Here is a 16,306-nt window from a genome sequence, read left to right as displayed (position 1 = left end):
TTCGTAGTCGGTTGCGGCGCCCTTCTTCTCCATTGGATCAATGGAGTGTGAGCATCTCCGACCAGGAGATCGTCATATGCGACGATACGGGGACCCAGCGGGCGCTTTCCCTGCCGGACCTGCACAGGGTCGTGATCGCAACGGACGATAGCGGTCCGTGGGGAGCCGACGTCATCTATCTGCTCTATTCGGCTGGTGACGACCCGGTGTGCCTGTTCCCTCTCGAAGCGGCGGGGTGCGATGCGTTCGTAGCGTGGATGAGCGAACAGCCTGGCTTTGATGCCCGGGAACTGGGAAAGGCCATGGCCGCTACGCATGTGGCCAGCTTCGTTGTGCTGGACCGTCGGCGAGGCCCGGGCTGACGCGTCTTTGCGTCACCCCGGACTGGTTCCGGGGTCCACGGATTCTCACGCGCAGCGGATCGAGGCTGGGGGTTCGCGCTTGCCGCCCGGTGGACCCCGGCACAGGGCCGGGGTGACAACGGTATTTGGGGCAATGTCGTCGCATCCTCCCGCGGGAGGGGGTGGCATTGTTGAGCGGCGATGGAGGGGGCGTTTCGTTCGGGACGTTGTCCAGCGGGTAGCTACCCCTCCACCGCCTTCGGCGGTCCCCCTCCCCTCCGGGGGAGGAATTTGAGTAGGAGATCGATCCCAACCTCTCCTGCAAGCGGGAGGCGAAGACCGTCAAATACTTGATTTAACTAGATTTTTTCACCGGTCAGGCGCTGGCAGATCATGTCGAGCTGGTCGAGCGTCGAATAGGCGAGCGTCAGGGCGCCACCCTTGTCGCCGAAGCTGATCTTCACGTTGAGACCCAGCACATCGCCGAGCTGTCGCTCGAGCGCGGCGATGTCGGCGTTGCTGGTGCCCGCGCCTGCGCCGGCGCCGCCCTTCCCCGCCGCGCGCGGCTTCGCCTCGCGGGCGAGCTTTTCGGTGTCGCGCACCGACAGGTCGCGCTCGATGACGATCCTTGCGAGCTTTTCGGGGTCGGGCGCGCCGATCAGGGCGCGGGCATGGCCCATGGTCAGCGATCCCTCGACCACGCGCTGACGCACGGTTGCGGGCAGATCGAGCAGGCGGATCAGGTTGGCGATATGGCTGCGCGATTTGTGGACGATCTTGGCCAGTGCCTCCTGGCTGTGGCCGAAATCGCCGATCAGCTTGGCGTACGCCTCCGCCTCTTCGATCGCGTTGAGATCCTCGCGCTGGATATTCTCGACGATCGCGATTTCGAGCGTCTCGGCCTCGTCGAGGTCGCGGACGATCACCGGCACCTCGTGCAACCGCGCGCGTTGCGCGGCGCGCCAGCGGCGTTCGCCGGCGACGATCTGATAGTCCTTGCCGTGCGGGCGCACCACGATCGGCTGGATCAGCCCGCGCATCGCGATCGATTTGGCCAGCTCCTCGAGCGCGTCCTCGTCGAAATGACGGCGCGGCTGTTCCGGATGCGGCGCGAGCGAGCTGACCGGGAGCATGCGCACGCCGATCGACGGCTCGGTTCCCGGACGCACGGGTTCCTCGCGCTCGGCGTCGCCGAGCAATGCGCTCAGGCCACGGCCAAGGCCGGGGCGCGGCTTGCGCGGGGCGGTGGCGGGCGTGGGCGTCGCTGGCGTTTCTTCGGTCATGCGGCCTTCTTCAGCTTGGGCAGGCGATCGATCACTTCGCGTGCGAGGGCGATATAGGCTTCGGACCCGGCGCAGCGATAATCGTAGATCAGCGCAGGCAGCCCGTGGCTCGGCGCTTCGGACAGGCGGACGTTGCGCGGGATCACCGTGTCGAACACCACCTTGCCCAGCACGGCGCGGACATCGTCGGCGACCTGATCGGTCAGGCGATTGCGGCGATCGTACATGGTGAGGACGACGCCGAGGATCGACAGCCCGGGGTTGAACCGGCCGCGGATGCGCTCGACCGTGGTAAGCAGCTGGCTGAGCCCTTCGAGCGCGAAGAATTCGCATTGCAGCGGCACGAGCAGCGCGTCGGAGGCAACCATGGCGTTGATCGTGAGGAGGCCGAGCGACGGCGGGCAGTCCATCAGCACCACGTCCCAGCGCGCCTCGCTGCGATCGATCGCGGTGGCGAGGCGATGGGTTCGCGCCTCGAACTCGATCAGCTCGATTTCGGCGCCCGACAGGTCGACGGTGGCGGGGACGATGTCGAGCCCGGGCACGCGGGTCGGGACCGACACGTTCTCGAGATTGGTCTCGCCGATCAGCAGGTCATAGGTCGAGCGCTCGCGATCGGCGCGGCCGATGCCGAGGCCGGTCGAGCAGTTTCCCTGGGGGTCGAGATCGAGGAGCAGGACGCGCTGACCGGTCGCGGCGAGGGCGGTCCCGACATTGATCGCGGTCGTGGTCTTTCCCACGCCGCCCTTCTGATTCGCTATGGCGATGCAGATCATCGGGGACGTACCTCTTTCGCGACGACGATGAGCGAGTCCGGCGCCGTGACGCTCGGTTCCACGTGGAACGAACCTTGCCAAAATAAGCGGGCGTCTTCCACCTCCGATTGCGCGCTGCGGCCCTTTGGCAGGACCCAGATGGTCGAGGCATCGGTGCGGTGGGCTGCGATGCGGAACAGGGTGTCGAGCGACGCGACGGCGCGCGCGGTGACGATGGCGGCCTTGCCGGTGGTGCGCTCGACCTTGGCGGTGCGGATGGTGACGTTGGTCAGGCCCAGGGTGGCGGAGGCCTCCTCGAGGAACGCGGTGCGGAGCTTGCGGGGCTCGACCAGCTCGACCGGATCGTCGCGCAGGATGGCGAGGACGAGGCCAGGCAGGCCGGCGCCGCTGCCGATGTCGAGCCATAGACCGCTGGGCTTGCCGACATGGTCGAGCAGTTGGGCGGAGTCGACGATGTGTCGGGACCAGAGCTGGTCCAGTGTGGAGGGGGCAACAAGGTTCTGGCGTGCTGCGGCGTCGGCAAGGATTTCCGCGAACTGGGCGAGGCGTGTTTCACGTGAAACATCGTAACGCGTCCGAATCCACTCGCGGGCTTCGTCTTCGTTCATGCGGCGCGCTTCACGTGGAGCATGATCACGGTGAGCGCAGCGGGGGTAATGCCGCGAATGCGGGAGGCGTCGCCGATCGTATGCGGGCGGGCGGCGGAGAGGCGCTCGACCATTTCGTTCGAGAGTCCGGGGAGCGCGCTATAGTCGAGCGCGGCGGGCATTGGGGTCATGTCCGACCGGCCGAGATCGGCCTGCTCGCGCTCGAGGCGTTCGAGATAGGGGGCGTAGCGGGCGTCTTCGATCAGTTCCGACAGGAGGTCGAGGTCTGCGTCGGGGAGCGCGATGCCCAGATGATCGAGGGTGACGCCGGGGAAGCGGAGCCAGTCGAACGCGGCGCGGCGCGCGCCGTCCTGCGCTACCGGCGCGCCGGCGCGGCCGATCTGATGCGCCGTGCGCTCGACCGCGAAGCTGTCGCGCAGGCGCTGGCGCTCGGCGTCGCGTGACTCGATCCACTTGCGCCGGGCCGTGCCGATGCAGCCGGCCTGGAGACCGAGCGGGGCGAGGCGGGTCTGGGCGTTGTCGGCGCGGAGCTTGAGGCGATGCTCGGCGCGGGCGGTGAGCATGCGATAGGGTTCGGTGACGCCCTGGAGCGTGAGGTCATCGATCATCACGCCGATATAGCTGAGGTCGCGCGGGAAGATCGTCGGCGCGCGATCGAGGGTAGCGGCGGCGGCGGCGAGACCGGCTGCCAGCCCCTGCGCGGCGGCTTCCTCATAGCCTGTCGTCCCGTTGATCTGGCCGGCGCAGAACAGGCCCGGAAGATCGCGGCTTTCGAGACCGTGCGAGAGCGATCGTGGGTCGATATGGTCATATTCGACGGCATAGCCCGGGGTCACGATCTGCGCGCGTTCGAGCCCGGGGATCGACGCGATCAGTGCGGCTTGGACGTCGACCGGGAGCGAGGTCGAAAGGCCGTTGGGATAGACGAGATGGGTATCGAGTCCTTCGGGCTCCAGGAATATCTGGTGCCCGTCGCGGTCGCCGAAGCGGAAGATCTTGTCCTCGATCGACGGGCAGTAGCGCGGACCCCCTGCCTCGATCGCTCCGCTGAACAAGGGGGACCGGTCGAGCCCGCCACGGATAATGTCGTGCGTCCGGGAGGTCGTTCGGGTGATCGCGCAGGCGAGCTGGGGGAGCCGCGGCGCACGCGTCATCGGCGACATGCGCCACGGGTCGAGATCTGAGGGCTGCTCCTCCAACGCCGCCCAGTCGATCGTGCGACCATCGAGGCGCGGTGGCGTTCCGGTCTTGAGCCGCGTGATCGGGAGACCGAATTCCCGAAGCTGGACGCCGAGCGCGGTCGCAGCGCGCTCTCCGACGCGTCCCCCGGTCTCGCGCTCCTCGCCACGATAGATTCGACCGCCGAGGAATGTGCCGCTGGCGAGGATCACGGCATTCGCGTGCAGCGACTCGCCGTCGGCGAGCGTGATCCCGGAGACGCGCCCACCACTGACAAGCAGCGCGGCGGCTTCGCCGGCGATGATCTCCAGACCCTCCTGCCCTGCCAGCATCGACTGGATCGCGCGCGCGTAGAGCCGCCGATCCGCCTGAACCCGCGGCCCCTGGACCGCCGGACCCTTCGAGCTGTTGAGGAGGCGATAATGGATCGCGGCGGCATCGGCCGCACGCGCAATCAGTCCGTCGAGCGCGTCGACCTCGCGCACGAGATGCCCCTTGCCCAAGCCGCCGATCGCCGGATTGCATGACATCGCGCCGATCATATCCGGGTCGAAGGTGACGAGCGCCGTTCGCACACCGCACCGGGCTGCGGCAGCCGCCGCCTCGGTCCCGGCATGGCCGCCCCCCACCACGATCACGTCGAATGTCCGCATCGCGCGGCATTAGCCGCGAGGGACGATCACGTCAAAACTGTTCCACGTGGAACATCACTTGCCGATGCAGAAGCGCCCGAACAGCGTGTCGAGCATCGCCTCCACCCCGGCGGTGCCGGTGATGCGATCAAAGCAGCGCAACGCTCGGCGCAGTTCCTCGGCGATCAACAAAGGATCGGAAAGCTGCGAAGCAGAGACAAGCGCTCCCGCCGCCTCGCTGGCGAGCGCGCGCTGCCGATCGTTCAGCGGGACCGCATCGGCACTGGGGAGCAAGGTGGATGCACGCGCCGCGATTTCGCTCCACAACTCGCCGATCCCCTGCCCCGTCACAGCGGACACTACGAGACGATCCGCCACCACCCCCCGCCCCTCCGCATCGGCGCGGGCATGGAGCGCGAGATAGGACTCATCGGGCGGCGGCGCGTCATCGAGCCACAGAACGATATCGGCATCGGCCATGGCCGCATGGGCCCGCGCAATGCCGATCTCTTCCACCATGTCCGAGGGAGCGTCGTTCAATCCGGCCGTATCCGTCAGGAGATAGGCGACACCGTCGCGCATCACCGGCGCCTCGATCCGATCGCGCGTCGTTCCCGCAATCGGGGAAACGATCGCCGCCTCGCGCTGCGCGAGCGCGTTGAGCAAGGTCGACTTGCCGGCATTGGGCGGGCCGGCGAGCACGACGCGGATGCCGTCGCGCAGCCGCTCGACTCCGGGCTGCGCGACGACCGTAGCGATCTGCATCGCGAGATCGCTGGCGGCGCGCTGCAGCGGATCGAGCGCCTCACCTTCGGCAGCGACATCGTCCTCGTCGCCATGATCGAGCATCGCCTCGATCGCTGCGGACAGGGCAAGCGTGCGGCGCGTCCACTGTTCCACCTGAACGCGGATCCCACCCTCGGCGCTGCGCAGCGCCGCGCGACGCTGCGCCTCGGTCTCCGCCGCCAGCAGATCGCCCAGCCCCTCCGCCTCGGTCAGATCGATCCGGCCGTTGGCGAGCGCACGCCGTGTGAATTCGCCCGGCTCTGCCGGCCGCAGTCCCGGCAGTGCCCCGAGCGCCGCTTCGACCGCCCGGACGACCGCGCGACCGCCATGAAGATGCAGTTCCGCCAGATCCTCCCCGGTCGCGGTGGCGGGTCCCGGAAAGGTCAGCACCAGCGCATTGTCGAGCCGATTTCCGTCATGCTGAAGCGCCCGCAGCGACGCGCGACGCGGCGCCGGTAATGCGCCGGCCAGCTTCGCGACGACATCAAACGCCGAGGGCCCTGAAATGCGGACGACCGCAATCGCAGCCGGCGGCTGCCCGCTGGACAGCGCGAAGATCGTATCGCTCACTCGGACCCGCGCGACCCCTTGCCGCCCATGTCGAGCATCCCGCGCCAGAAGTTCATCCCGGCCTCACCCATCGGCATCCAGTTCCGCATCATCGTCTCGATCATCTCGGGATTGACGCCGCCCTTGTCGATCGAGTCGATCATCAGCTGGATATACCGGTCATGGACGGGGGTGAAATCGGGCAAGCCCATCGCGCGACGCGCCTCTTCCGGGGTGCAGTCGACCTCGACGTTGATTTTCATATGTGTTCTCCGCTTGAGCCGATGGCATCCCCTGCCCTACGCTCAGCCCATGTATGCGCGCGACCATGCAGTGATCGCAACGCCCATCGGCCCCATTCGGATCGAGGGGGACGAGCGTGTTGTCGCAAGCGTGCGGTTCTGCGCAGGGGCAGCGCCCGTCGCAGGCGTCACCGCGCCGGTCCGCGCCGCGGGCGAACAGCTGGCGGCCTATTTCGAGGGCTGTCTCCAGGCATTCGACCTGCCCCTGCCCGCGCCGGCCTCGCCACGCGGACGGGAATTGCGCGATGGCCTGATCGCGATCGGCTATGCCCGGACCGCCAGCTATGGCGAACTGGCGCGGACCCTCAATTCCGGAGCGCGCGCGATCGGCCAACTGTGCGCGCGCAACCCGCTGCCGATCATCGTCCCCTGCCATCGCATCACCGCCGCCGGGGGCACGCTGGGAAGCTATTCGGCCGGCGACGGCCCCGCCACCAAACAATGGCTGCTCGATCATGAGCAGCGTCACCGCTGACCAAGGAGACTTTCATGACGAGCACGACGATTCAGGCGATCGACGGAAGCGGCAGCTTCGCCGCGTACCGCGCGGACCCCGAGGGAACACCACGCGGCGCGATCGTGGTGATCCAGGAAATCTTCGGGGTGAACGAAGGCATCCGCCGCAAGTGCGACCACTTCGCTTCGCTCGGTTACCTGGCGATTGCCCCCGACCTCTTCTGGCGCATGAAGCCCGGCATCGATCTGAACCCCGATGTCGAGGCCGAGTTCAAGGAAGCGCTCGACTGGATGAACAAGTTCGACCAGGACAAGGGCGTTGCCGATATCGAAGCGACGATCCGCGTGGCGCGCGAAGCGAGCGGCGGCAAGGTCGGCGTGACCGGATACTGCCTGGGCGGACGGCTGGCCTATATGACCGCCGCACGCACCGATTCCGACGCGACGGTGGGTTATTATGCCGTCGGCGTGGACGGGCTGCTGGGGGAAAAGCATGCCATTGCCCATCCGCTGATGCTGCATATTGCCGGGGATGACGGGTTCGTCCCCGCCGAGACGCAGCGGGCGATGCACGAGGGGCTGGACGATCACCCCAAGGTCACGCTGCACGACTATCCCGGCGAGGATCATGGCTTTGCCACCGAGATGGGCAAGCGCCGGTCGGAAGCAGCGGCGCAGCTGGCCGACAGCCGGACCGAAGCCTTTTTCGCCGAGCATATCGGCTGATACGAGAAGGGCGGCGCCTTTCGACTCCGCCCTTTTTCGTTCCGATTCAGCTGTTTAGCCGAACAGCTTCAGGATCCCGACATCCTGATCGACGATTCCGGTATAGATCATCGATCCGGCGACATAGAGGATCACCAGCAGGCCGATCCACGCGATCCACCGATAGCGTTCGATATATTTCGCGATGATGTTCGCCGCGACGCCCATCAGCGCGACCGCGATGATCAGCCCGACCATCAGGATGCCCGGATGCTCGCGCGCCGCACCGGCCACCGCGAGCACATTGTCGAGGCTCATCGACACGTCGGCAACCGCAACCGCCCAGGCGGCGGCGGCGAAGCTCTTGGCAGGCTTCACGCCCGAATGTTCGTCGCCGGCGATCTCGGGCGATCCGGCGCTCTCGCCGCTATGGACGATCTCGCGATACATCTTCCACGCGACCCACAGCAGCAACAGGCCGCCGGCGAAGATCAGGCCGATGACCGCCATCAGCTGTGTCACCACCAGCGCGAAGCCGATCCGCATCACCAGCGCCGCGACGATGCCGATCAGGATCACCTTCTTGCGCTGATCGGCAGGCAGGCCCGCCGCCAGCGCACCGATGACGATCGCATTGTCGCCGGCGAGTACGATATCGAGCAGGATCACCTGCCCGAACGCGAGCCACGCCGACGCGCTTCCGGAGAAGAGCGATGCGAAGTCGCTGACGATATGGCCCCAGATTTCGGTCATGTTCGCCTAAACCCCTGTATTCGCTTACGAATTCATCGAATCGAAGAAATTCTCGTTGGTCTTGGAATCCTTCATCTTGTCGAGCAGGAACTCCATCGCGTCGGTGGTGCCCATCTGCATGAGGATGCGGCGCAGCACCCACATCTTGGACAGCGTGCCCTTGTCGAGCAGCAGCTCTTCCTTGCGCGTGCCCGACTTGCCGACGTCGAGCGCCGGGAAGATGCGCTTGTCGGCAACCTTGCGGTCGAGGACGATTTCGGAGTTGCCGGTGCCCTTGAACTCTTCGAAGATAACCTCGTCCATGCGGCTGCCGGTATCGATCAGCGCGGTGGCGATGATCGAGAGCGAACCGCCCTCCTCGATGTTACGCGCGGCGCCGAAGAAGCGCTTGGGACGCTGCAGCGCGTTGGCGTCGACACCGCCGGTCAGCACCTTGCCCGAGCTCGGCACGACGGTGTTGTAGGCGCGGCCGAGGCGGGTGATCGAATCGAGCAGGATAACGACATCCTTCTTGTGCTCGACCAGGCGCTTGGCCTTTTCGATCACCATTTCGGCGACCTGGACGTGGCGCGTGGCGGGTTCGTCGAAGGTCGAGGAGACGACCTCGCCCTTCACGCTGCGCTGCATGTCGGTGACTTCCTCGGGCCGCTCGTCGATCAGCAGGACGAGCAGGAACACCTCGGGATGATTGTCGGTGATCGCCTTGGCGATGTTCTGCAGCATCACCGTCTTGCCGACGCGCGGCGGCGCGACGATCAGCGTGCGCTGGCCCTTGCCCTGCGGCGAGACGATGTCGATGACGCGCGCCGACTTGTCCTTTTGCGTCGGATCGGCCGGGTCGAGCGTCAGCTTGCTGTCGGGATAGAGCGGGGTGAGGTTGTCGAAATTGACGCGATGGCGGACCGCGTCCGGGTCGTCGAAATTGACGCTGACGAGCTTGGTCAGGGCGAAATAGCGCTCGCCATCCTTGGGCGCGCGGATCTCGCCTTCGACCGTGTCGCCGGTGCGCAGGCCGAATTTACGGACCTGGTTGGGCGAGACATAGATGTCGTCGGGGCCGGCGAGGTAGTTGGCCTGCGGGCTGCGCAGGAAGCCGAAGCCGTCCTGGAGCACTTCGATCGTGCCCTCGCCCATGATCAGCTCGCCATTTTCGGCCTGGGCCTTGAGGATCGCGAACATGAGGTCCTGCTTGCGCAGCGTGGAAGCGCTCTCGACGCCGAGTTCCTCGGCCATCGTCACCAGCTCGGCGGGCGCGGTTTTCTTGAGATCTTTGAGATGCATGGGAGAAGTCCGTCTGGCGATCGCTGCAGGTTTTCGGGCGTCTGGACGCGCGGTAGGCGATGGCTTGAGGAAAAAAGGGAGGGACGCCGGGCCGCCGCCAGGACGGCGACGCGACCCCTACGGATTAGGATTCGCCCTGTGGCAAGTCAAGCCGTCAGGGCAAGGCGAGACTGACAGACTGACAGAAACACCCGGGCTTTGCGGCGAACCGGACGGGTTCGCGACCGGTTCAGGCCCGGAAAGCGACGGGATGACACCACCAACGCGACACATGGGCGACATCGAGTCATCACCGGCGCGACACTGACGCGACACCAACCGATCGCTTCGCGACCGGGAGGCGACGGCTTTGCATCAACATGACGCCGTCGCCGCGCCATCGAATGACAGGGTTGAACCGTTCAAAGAGCGGCATCCAGCGATGCCGTTCGACGACAACAAAGAAAATCCAACATTACAAGCGTGCTGGAGCCGTCAGAACGGGCGGACCACCGCGAGGATGACGATCAGTGCGACGAAGATCGCGGGGATTTCGTTGGCGAGGCGCAGCTGTTGCGAGGTCAGCGTCCCCTGCCCCGCCGCCAGCCGCTTCGAATAGGCGACCGCCCAGCCGTGATAGCCCGAGAGCAGCAGCACGAGCAGCAGCTTGGCGTGGAGCCAGCCGAGGCCCGAACCGCCCTCGAACAGGCCGAGGTTGATCGCCAGCGCGAGGCCGAGCACCCAGACGATGACGATCGAGGGGGTAAGGATCACGCGGCGCAGCTTGGCCTCGCGCTCTTGCCACGCTTTGGCCTGGACGGGGTCGGCCAGCGCTTCCTGGTGATGGACGAGGTAGCGCGGGAAGATGAACAGGCCCGCCATCCAGAAGATCACGAAAATCACGTGCGCGGCCTTCACCCACAGCCAGGCGAAGCTCAGAAATCCGGTCATGCTGCTGGTGTCCCCCGAACGATCGCGATCAGCTGCTCGACATGGGCGATCGGCGTATCCTGCTGGATGCCGTGCCCGAGATTGAAGATATGGGGCCGATCGCGCAGCGCATCAACCACGCGGGTGGCGGCGGTCCGCAATTCCTCGCCGCCGGCGATCAGCGCGAGCGGGTCGAGATTGCCCTGCACCGGCATGCCCGCGGGCAGTTCGCGATGCGCCCAGACGGGATCGACGGTCTCGTCCAGCCCGATCGCATCGACCCCGGTTTCGCGGGCATAGGCGGCGAGCTTGCCGCCGGCGCCCTTGGGAAAGCCGATGATTTTCGCCTGTGGACAGCGTGCGCGCAGCCCGGCGACGATCGCCGCGTTGGGGGCGATCACCCAGCGTTCGAACTGGGCGGGGCTCAACGAGCCGGCCCAGCTGTCGAACAGCTGTACCGCCTCGACCCCGGCTTCGATCTGCTTGGCGAGATAGTCGATGGTCATCGCGACGATCGCGTCGATGATCGCCTGAAACGCCGCCGGGTCGCGATAGGCCATGCGGCGCGTCTCGCTCTGGTCGCGGCTGCCCTGCCCTGCGACCATGTAGGTCGCGTTGGTCCAGGGACTTCCTGCAAAGCCCAGAAACGTCACCTCAGGCGGCAAGGCGGCGGCGACGCGGGAGACGGTGCCATAGACCGGGTCGAGGCGCTGTGGCGCGGCTGTGAGGCTTTCCAGCGCATGATCGACCAGCCTGGGGGCAAGGCGTGGCCCCTCGCCCGCTTCGAACCACAGATCCTGGCCGAGCGCGTGGGGCACGACTAGAATGTCGGAGAACAGGATCGCGCCGTCGAAGCCGAAGCGGCGGATCGGCTGGAGCGTGACCTCCGCCGCGGCGTCGCTGTCGTTGACCAGTTCGAGGAAGCCGCCCTTTTCGGCGCGGAGTGCGCGATACTCCGGGAGATAGCGACCCGCCTGACGCATGAGCCACATGGGGGGCGCATCGACGCGTTCGCCTGACAGCACTCGGAGCAGTTTTTTCGGAGTCACAGGCGCGTCCGTCTCTCAACAAATATAAGAAGAAGAATCTAAGAGGATGTAGATGTGTGTTGGTGCGTGGATGCCGGGGCTTAGGCGTTCGTCCCCATTCTGCCAACAGATTGACCGCGCGGACTCCCGCGATTGCGCCGCGATTCGATTCAGCCATCCCCGTTATCCACAGCCTGTGTGCCGGATCGAATGGCTGTGGGCGCGGTTGTGGATGACTGATCCGGAGCGTGGATCGAGTCCTGCGCTTGGCGGGTCCGGTCGGTTGCGCTAGCGATTTCCCCCATGTTTTCCACAGATCCGTCCAGACGGGGGAATTTGCCCTTCTTTCCGTCCCCGCGAAGGTGGCGACTTTGCCGATCAATCCTCCCCCGCCAGGGGGAGGTGTCGCTGAAAGCGACGGAGGGGGAGGACGGCTGTGGATTTGAGGTGTTGGGATGCCATCACCGTTACCCTTTCCTCCCCCTCCGTCACGCTCCGCGTGCCACCTCCCCCTGGCGGGGGAGGATTGGTGCCAGCGGTCACTCCCCTATGCGGGAGGGGAAGCTGTGAAACTGCACCTGCATCTCCTCTCCGATTCCACCGGTGAGACGCTGGAGAATATCGCCAAGGCGGCGCTGGCGCAGTTCGACGATGTCGAGGTGCTGCGGCATTTCTGGCCGATGGTGCGCAGCGAGACGCATCTCGAGCGCATCCTGGCGGAGATTTCGCAGAATCCGGGGCTGGTGATCTTCACGCTGGTGAACCCCGAGATCCGCCGGCAGCTGGAAACGCGGTGCCGAGCGATCGGCCTGCCCGCGGTGGCGCCGCTCGATCCGGTGAACCATGCGCTGTCGAACCTGCTGGGGCAGGAGATGAAGGCGCGGCCGGGGCGGCAGCATATGCTCGACGCCGCCTATTTCGCGCGCGTCGATGCGATCCAGTTCACGATCGCGCATGACGATGGCGTCAATTGGGAGAATTGGGAGGAGGCGGAGATCGTGCTGGCGGGTGTATCGCGTACCTCGAAGACGCCGACGTCGATCTACCTCGCCAATCGCGGGTACAAGGTCGCCAATATCCCGATCGTGCCGCAATCGCCGCCGCCCGACCTGCTGTATCGCCTCAAGAACCCGATGGTGGTCGGGCTGACGACCAGTCCCGAGCGGCTGATCCAGGTGCGGCGCAACCGGCTGCTCGCGCTCAACCAGCAGGACGAGACCAGCTATGTCGAGCAGGAAGCGGTGCAGAAGGAAGTCGCCTATGCGCGCCGCATGTTCGCCGACAATGGCTGGCCGGTGATCGACGTCACGCGGCGGTCGATCGAGGAAACCGCGGCGGCGATCATCACATTGTGCAACGAGCGCGCGATGGCGGAGCGCGGGCAATGATCGTGCTCGCGTCCACCAGCGCATCGCGGCGCGCGATGCTGACTGCGGCGGGCGTGGCGCATGAGGCGCTGGCGGCGCATGTCGACGAAGAGGCGGTGAAGGCCGGGCTGGGCGAAGTCGCGCCGCGCGACTTGGCCGATGCGCTCGCCGAGATGAAGGCCGTGAAGGTCAGCCAGCGGGTGCCGGGCACATTGGTGCTGGGCGGAGACTCGGTGGTCGCGATCGAGGACGGCACGTTGCTCGACAAGCCGGTGGATCGCGATGACGCGGAAAAGCATCTGCGCATGCTGTCGGGCAAGCGGCACGACCTCTACAGCGCGGCGGTGATCGCGGAGAATGGCCGCGCGGTGTGGCGCCACGTCGATCGCGCGCGGCTATGGGTGCGGCCGCTGTCCGACGCGTTCATCGCCGAGTATCTCAGTCAGGAATGGCCCGCCATTTCGGGCTGTGTCGGCTGTTACCGAGTCGAGGGGCCGGGGGTGCAGCTGTTCAGCCGGATGGAAGGCAGCCAGTACACGATCCTGGGCATGCCGCTGCTCAACATCCTCGATTATCTGCGTACCAGAGGCGAATTGACGTCATGACCCTTCGACAAAGCTCAGGGCAAGCCCATGCCGAAGTGATCGGCGATCCGATCGCGCATTCCAAGTCGCCGCTGATCCACGGCTTCTGGATCGAACGGCTCGGCATCGACGCGCGCTACGACAAGACGCTGGTGACGGCGGAGGGCCTGGGCGACTTCTTCGCATCGCGGCGCGACGATCCCGACTGGCGCGGGTGCAACATCACCGTGCCGCACAAGGTGGCCGCGCTCGACCATGTGCCCGATCCGGGCGGCGTGCGCGAGACGATCGGCGCGATCAACACCGTGTTCCGCGGTGAAGACGGCGCGCTGATCGGCACCAATACCGATGCCGCCGGATTCTATGCGCCGATCGCCGAGTTCGACCTGGAGGGCGCGCCGGTCGCGGTGGTGGGCGCGGGTGGTGCGGCGCGCGCGGTGCTGTTCGCGCTGGCGCGCGCCGGGGTCGAGCGGGTGACGATTCTCAACCGATCGCCATTGAAGGCGATGGGGTTGCTCGCGACCTTTGGCCTCAAGGGCGATGCGGTGCCGCTCGATGCGCCGATCCCGCCAGTGGCGCTGCTGGTCAATGCCAGTTCGCTGGGGATGGTGGGGCAGCCGCCGCTCGAGCTCGATCTGTCGAACCTGCCCGACGACGCGCTGGTCTATGACGCGGTCTATGCGCCGCTCGAGACCGGGTTGCTGGCGGCGGCGCGCGCAAGGGAGCTGGAGACGGTGGACGGGCTGGAGATGCTGATCGGGCAGGCGGCGCTCGCGTTCGAGCTGTTCTTCGGCACGCCGGCGCCGCGCGAGCATGATGCCGAGTTGCGCGCGCTGCTGACGGCATGACAATTGTCCTCGGCCTCACGGGTTCGATCGGCATGGGCAAGTCGACCGTCGCGGCGATGTTCGCCGACGCGGGCGTGCCGGTGTTCGACGCCGATGCCGAGGTCCACCGGCTGCAGGGGCCGGGCGGCGCGCTGGTGGCGGAAATCGAGGCGGCGTTTCCCGATACCACCGGGCCGGAGGGTGTGAACCGCACCGCGCTGGGCGAGGCGGTGTTCGGCAATCCCGAGGCGTTCAAGCGGCTGGAGGGGATCGTCCACCCCGCGGTTGCACACGCGCGAAACGAATTCCTGAAGGCCAATGCCGACCAGCCGCTGGTGCTGCTCGACGTGCCGTTGCTATTCGAGGCGGGGGGCTGGCGGCAGGTGGACAAGATCGCGGTCGTCTCCGCGCCGGCGGAGGTGCAGCGCGCGCGCGTGCTGGCGCGCCCGGGGATGACGGCGGCGCGGTTCGAAGCGATTCTCGCGCGGCAGACGCCCGATGCGGAGAAGCGCGCGCGTGCCGACTTCGTGATCCCGACGGGTGGGTCGATGGATGCGACGCGCGCCGAAGTTGCGGCGGTGATCGCTTGCCTCACGGGCCAAACAGGCGGATAAGCAGGCATGCGCGAAATCGTGTTCGACACCGAAACGACCGGCCTGAGCTACAGCGCCGGGCACCGGCTGGTGGAGATCGGCTGCGTCGAGCTGATCAACCGCGTGCCGACCGGTCGGCATTTTCACCGTTATCTGTGCCCGGACCGCGACATGCCGGTCGAGGCGTTCGCCGTGCACGGCCTGTCGGAAGCGTTCCTGGCGGACAAGCCGCGCTTCCACGAGGTGTGCGACGAGCTGATCGACTTTCTGGGCGACTCTCCGCTGATCGCGCACAATGCGATGTTCGATTTCGGATTTCTCAACGGCGAGCTGGGGACGTGCGGGCGCGCGATCCTTTCGCTCGACCGGATGGTCGACACGCTGCAGATCGCGCGGGCGAGGCACCCCGGCGCCAAGCATACGCTCGACGCATTGTGCGTGCGCTATGGCATCGACCTGTCGGCGCGCGAACTGCACGGCGCGCTGCTCGACGCGCAATTGCTGGCGCAGGTGTTCATCGAACTGACCGGCGGGCGCCAGATCGCGCTGGGGCTGGCGGTCGAGGAATCGGCGGGGCCGGAGCGTATCGAATTCGGCGCCGCGAAGACCAATCGGCGCCCGGCGCGGGTTTTTGTGCCGAGCGCTGAGGAACTGGCCCGCCATTCGGCGTTTATGGCCGGGTTCGAGGATGCATTATGGGGCAGTCCGGCCGCCGGTTGACGGTGTCGGGACGTGTTCCTAGGTGCTCCTCTTGTTAAGGAGGACGTTATGGATATCCGGGTTTCAGGCCATCAGGTGGACACGGGCGATGCCCTGAGGCAGCACGTGAACGACCGGCTCCAGGGTATCGCCGACAAATATTTCTCCCGCGCCATTTCCGCCCAGGTGACGTTCGGCAAGGGCCCGCACGATTACGGCTTCACGTGCGACATCGTTGCGCATGTGATGCAGGGCCTGGTGCTCAAGGGATCGCATTCGGCGCAGGAAGCGCATCTTGCGTTCGACGGTGCCGCGGACAAGATCGAGAAGCAGCTGCGCCGCTATATGCGCCGCCTGAAGGACCGCAACAACAGCCAGGCGCAGGCCGCGATGGAGGCGATGTTCGACGCGGGCTACACCGTGTTCCAGACCGAGGCCGATGAGGAAGAGGCGAACGACGCGCCGCCGATCATCGCCGAGACGCGCGTCGACGTGCCCGATGCCAGCGTATCCGACGCGGTGATGATGCTGGACCTGCGCAACACCAATGCGCTGCTGTTCAAGAACAGCGGCACGGGCACGTACAACATGGTGTATCGCCGGATGGACGGCACGATCGGATGGGTCGAGCCCAACCGGGCGGCCTGA

General features: G+C 66.4%; 19 protein-coding genes. 9 read left to right on the top strand and 10 right to left on the bottom strand.

Annotated features, from left to right (window positions below; translation table 11 throughout):
- Positions 1–47: 47 nt before the first annotated feature.
- Positions 48–362: a hypothetical protein gene (locus ABS767_RS04585; protein ID WP_408077177.1), complete on the top strand. Its 315-nt coding sequence runs from the start codon at positions 48–50 to the stop codon at positions 360–362.
- A 338-nt stretch (positions 363–700) separates the two neighbouring features.
- Here the strand turns inward: ABS767_RS04585 and ABS767_RS04580 are convergent, their stop codons facing one another.
- Genes ABS767_RS04580 through ABS767_RS04555 form a run of 6 tightly spaced genes read right to left on the bottom strand, consistent with a single transcriptional unit; the run spans position 701 to position 6,417 of the window.
- Positions 701–1,624, bottom strand: a complete 924-nt coding sequence (locus ABS767_RS04580) for a ParB/RepB/Spo0J family partition protein (protein ID WP_408077176.1) — start codon at positions 1,622–1,624, stop codon at positions 701–703.
- Positions 1,621–2,400, bottom strand: a complete 780-nt coding sequence (locus ABS767_RS04575; RefSeq protein ID WP_408077175.1) for a ParA family protein — start codon at positions 2,398–2,400, stop codon at positions 1,621–1,623. The genes ABS767_RS04580 and ABS767_RS04575 overlap by 4 nt, the downstream gene beginning before the upstream one ends.
- Positions 2,397–3,008 carry a 16S rRNA (guanine(527)-N(7))-methyltransferase RsmG gene (gene rsmG / locus ABS767_RS04570; protein WP_408077174.1) on the bottom strand — a complete coding sequence of 204 codons (612 nt, stop codon included), beginning with the start codon at positions 3,006–3,008 and terminating at the stop codon, positions 2,397–2,399. Before rsmG ends, ABS767_RS04575 begins: the two co-directional genes overlap by 4 nt.
- On the bottom strand, positions 3,005–4,840 hold the full coding sequence (gene mnmG, locus ABS767_RS04565) for a tRNA uridine-5-carboxymethylaminomethyl(34) synthesis enzyme MnmG (RefSeq protein ID WP_408077173.1): 1,836 nt from the start codon (positions 4,838–4,840) through the stop codon (positions 3,005–3,007). Before mnmG ends, rsmG begins: the two co-directional genes overlap by 4 nt.
- A gap of 54 nt (positions 4,841–4,894) precedes the next feature.
- Positions 4,895–6,175, bottom strand: a complete 1,281-nt coding sequence (gene mnmE, locus ABS767_RS04560) for a tRNA uridine-5-carboxymethylaminomethyl(34) synthesis GTPase MnmE (protein WP_408077172.1) — start codon at positions 6,173–6,175, stop codon at positions 4,895–4,897.
- On the bottom strand, positions 6,172–6,417 hold the full coding sequence (locus ABS767_RS04555) for a DUF6489 family protein (protein WP_408077171.1): 246 nt from the start codon (positions 6,415–6,417) through the stop codon (positions 6,172–6,174). The genes mnmE and ABS767_RS04555 overlap by 4 nt, the downstream gene beginning before the upstream one ends.
- A 49-nt stretch (positions 6,418–6,466) precedes the next feature.
- On the opposite strand from ABS767_RS04555, the gene ABS767_RS04550 reads away from it, so the two are divergent.
- Positions 6,467–6,931 (top strand): methylated-DNA--[protein]-cysteine S-methyltransferase, encoded by a 465-nt coding sequence (locus tag ABS767_RS04550; RefSeq protein WP_408077170.1) that lies wholly within the window; start codon positions 6,467–6,469, stop codon positions 6,929–6,931.
- Between the two features lie 14 nt (positions 6,932–6,945).
- Complete coding sequence (locus tag ABS767_RS04545) at positions 6,946–7,638, top strand: dienelactone hydrolase family protein (RefSeq protein WP_408077169.1); 693 nt, start codon at positions 6,946–6,948, stop codon at positions 7,636–7,638.
- A 54-nt stretch (positions 7,639–7,692) separates the two neighbouring features.
- Here ABS767_RS04545 and ABS767_RS04540 read toward each other — a convergent pair whose 3' ends face one another.
- From ABS767_RS04540 to hemE, 4 genes are all read right to left on the bottom strand, one after another.
- Positions 7,693–8,370, bottom strand: coding sequence for a YjbE family putative metal transport protein (locus tag ABS767_RS04540; protein ID WP_408077168.1), 678 nt, complete (start codon positions 8,368–8,370; stop codon positions 7,693–7,695).
- A gap of 24 nt (positions 8,371–8,394) precedes the next feature.
- Positions 8,395–9,651, bottom strand: a complete 1,257-nt coding sequence (gene rho, locus ABS767_RS04535; RefSeq protein ID WP_408077167.1) for a transcription termination factor Rho — start codon at positions 9,649–9,651, stop codon at positions 8,395–8,397.
- A 474-nt stretch (positions 9,652–10,125) separates the two neighbouring features.
- Positions 10,126–10,581, bottom strand: a complete 456-nt coding sequence (locus tag ABS767_RS04530) for a CopD family protein (protein WP_408077166.1) — start codon at positions 10,579–10,581, stop codon at positions 10,126–10,128.
- Positions 10,578–11,609 (bottom strand): uroporphyrinogen decarboxylase, encoded by a 1,032-nt coding sequence (gene hemE / locus ABS767_RS04525; protein ID WP_408077165.1) that lies wholly within the window; start codon positions 11,607–11,609, stop codon positions 10,578–10,580. The genes ABS767_RS04530 and hemE overlap by 4 nt, the downstream gene beginning before the upstream one ends.
- Positions 11,610–12,154: 545 nt before the next feature.
- Here hemE and ABS767_RS04520 point away from each other — a divergent pair.
- Genes ABS767_RS04520 through hpf form a run of 6 tightly spaced genes read left to right on the top strand, consistent with a single transcriptional unit; the run spans position 12,155 to position 16,306 of the window.
- On the top strand, positions 12,155–12,976 hold the full coding sequence (locus ABS767_RS04520) for a pyruvate, water dikinase regulatory protein (protein ID WP_408077164.1): 822 nt from the start codon (positions 12,155–12,157) through the stop codon (positions 12,974–12,976).
- Positions 12,973–13,560 carry a Maf family protein gene (locus ABS767_RS04515; protein ID WP_408077163.1) on the top strand — a complete coding sequence of 196 codons (588 nt, stop codon included), beginning with the start codon at positions 12,973–12,975 and terminating at the stop codon, positions 13,558–13,560. The genes ABS767_RS04520 and ABS767_RS04515 overlap by 4 nt, the downstream gene beginning before the upstream one ends.
- The gene (locus tag ABS767_RS04510) at positions 13,557–14,387 is read left to right on the top strand and encodes a shikimate dehydrogenase family protein (protein WP_408077162.1); all 831 of its coding nucleotides are present in this window, start codon (positions 13,557–13,559) and stop codon (positions 14,385–14,387) included. The genes ABS767_RS04515 and ABS767_RS04510 overlap by 4 nt, the downstream gene beginning before the upstream one ends.
- Positions 14,384–14,980: a dephospho-CoA kinase gene (gene coaE / locus ABS767_RS04505; protein WP_408077161.1), complete on the top strand. Its 597-nt coding sequence runs from the start codon at positions 14,384–14,386 to the stop codon at positions 14,978–14,980. The genes ABS767_RS04510 and coaE overlap by 4 nt, the downstream gene beginning before the upstream one ends.
- Before the next feature lie 6 nt (positions 14,981–14,986).
- On the top strand, positions 14,987–15,679 hold the full coding sequence (gene dnaQ / locus ABS767_RS04500; RefSeq protein WP_408077160.1) for a DNA polymerase III subunit epsilon: 693 nt from the start codon (positions 14,987–14,989) through the stop codon (positions 15,677–15,679).
- A 48-nt stretch (positions 15,680–15,727) separates the two neighbouring features.
- Positions 15,728–16,306, top strand: coding sequence for a ribosome hibernation-promoting factor, HPF/YfiA family (hpf, locus tag ABS767_RS04495; protein WP_408077159.1), 579 nt, complete (start codon positions 15,728–15,730; stop codon positions 16,304–16,306).

It is taken from the genome of Sphingomonas plantiphila (assembly GCF_046000505.1).
Classification (GTDB): Bacteria; Pseudomonadota; Alphaproteobacteria; order Sphingomonadales; family Sphingomonadaceae; genus Sphingomonas; species Sphingomonas plantiphila.
Note: the sequence above shows the minus strand (reverse complement) of the source record. Positions and strands in the feature narration are given on the sequence as shown.

Excerpts from the sequence above, each read along its gene's own strand:
- ABS767_RS04580 (WP_408077176.1), bottom strand. The coding sequence starts at position 1,624 with ATGACCGAAGAAACGCCAGCGACGCCCACGCCCGCCACCGCCCCGCGC.
- ABS767_RS04575 (WP_408077175.1), bottom strand. The coding sequence starts at position 2,400 with ATGATCTGCATCGCCATAGCGAATCAGAAGGGCGGCGTGGGAAAGACC.
- rsmG (WP_408077174.1), bottom strand. The coding sequence starts at position 3,008 with ATGAACGAAGACGAAGCCCGCGAGTGGATTCGGACGCGTTACGATGTT.
- mnmG (WP_408077173.1), bottom strand. The coding sequence starts at position 4,840 with ATGCGGACATTCGACGTGATCGTGGTGGGGGGCGGCCATGCCGGGACC.
- ABS767_RS04555 (WP_408077171.1), bottom strand. The coding sequence starts at position 6,417 with ATGAAAATCAACGTCGAGGTCGACTGCACCCCGGAAGAGGCGCGTCGC.
- ABS767_RS04550 (WP_408077170.1), top strand. The coding sequence starts at position 6,467 with ATGTATGCGCGCGACCATGCAGTGATCGCAACGCCCATCGGCCCCATT.
- ABS767_RS04545 (WP_408077169.1), top strand. The coding sequence starts at position 6,946 with ATGACGAGCACGACGATTCAGGCGATCGACGGAAGCGGCAGCTTCGCC.
- ABS767_RS04540 (WP_408077168.1), bottom strand. The coding sequence starts at position 8,370 with ATGACCGAAATCTGGGGCCATATCGTCAGCGACTTCGCATCGCTCTTC.
- rho (WP_408077167.1), bottom strand. The coding sequence starts at position 9,651 with ATGCATCTCAAAGATCTCAAGAAAACCGCGCCCGCCGAGCTGGTGACG.
- ABS767_RS04530 (WP_408077166.1), bottom strand. The coding sequence starts at position 10,581 with ATGACCGGATTTCTGAGCTTCGCCTGGCTGTGGGTGAAGGCCGCGCAC.
- ABS767_RS04515 (WP_408077163.1), top strand. The coding sequence starts at position 12,973 with ATGATCGTGCTCGCGTCCACCAGCGCATCGCGGCGCGCGATGCTGACT.
- ABS767_RS04510 (WP_408077162.1), top strand. The coding sequence starts at position 13,557 with ATGACCCTTCGACAAAGCTCAGGGCAAGCCCATGCCGAAGTGATCGGC.
- coaE (WP_408077161.1), top strand. The coding sequence starts at position 14,384 with ATGACAATTGTCCTCGGCCTCACGGGTTCGATCGGCATGGGCAAGTCG.
- dnaQ (WP_408077160.1), top strand. The coding sequence starts at position 14,987 with ATGCGCGAAATCGTGTTCGACACCGAAACGACCGGCCTGAGCTACAGC.
- hpf (WP_408077159.1), top strand. The coding sequence starts at position 15,728 with ATGGATATCCGGGTTTCAGGCCATCAGGTGGACACGGGCGATGCCCTG.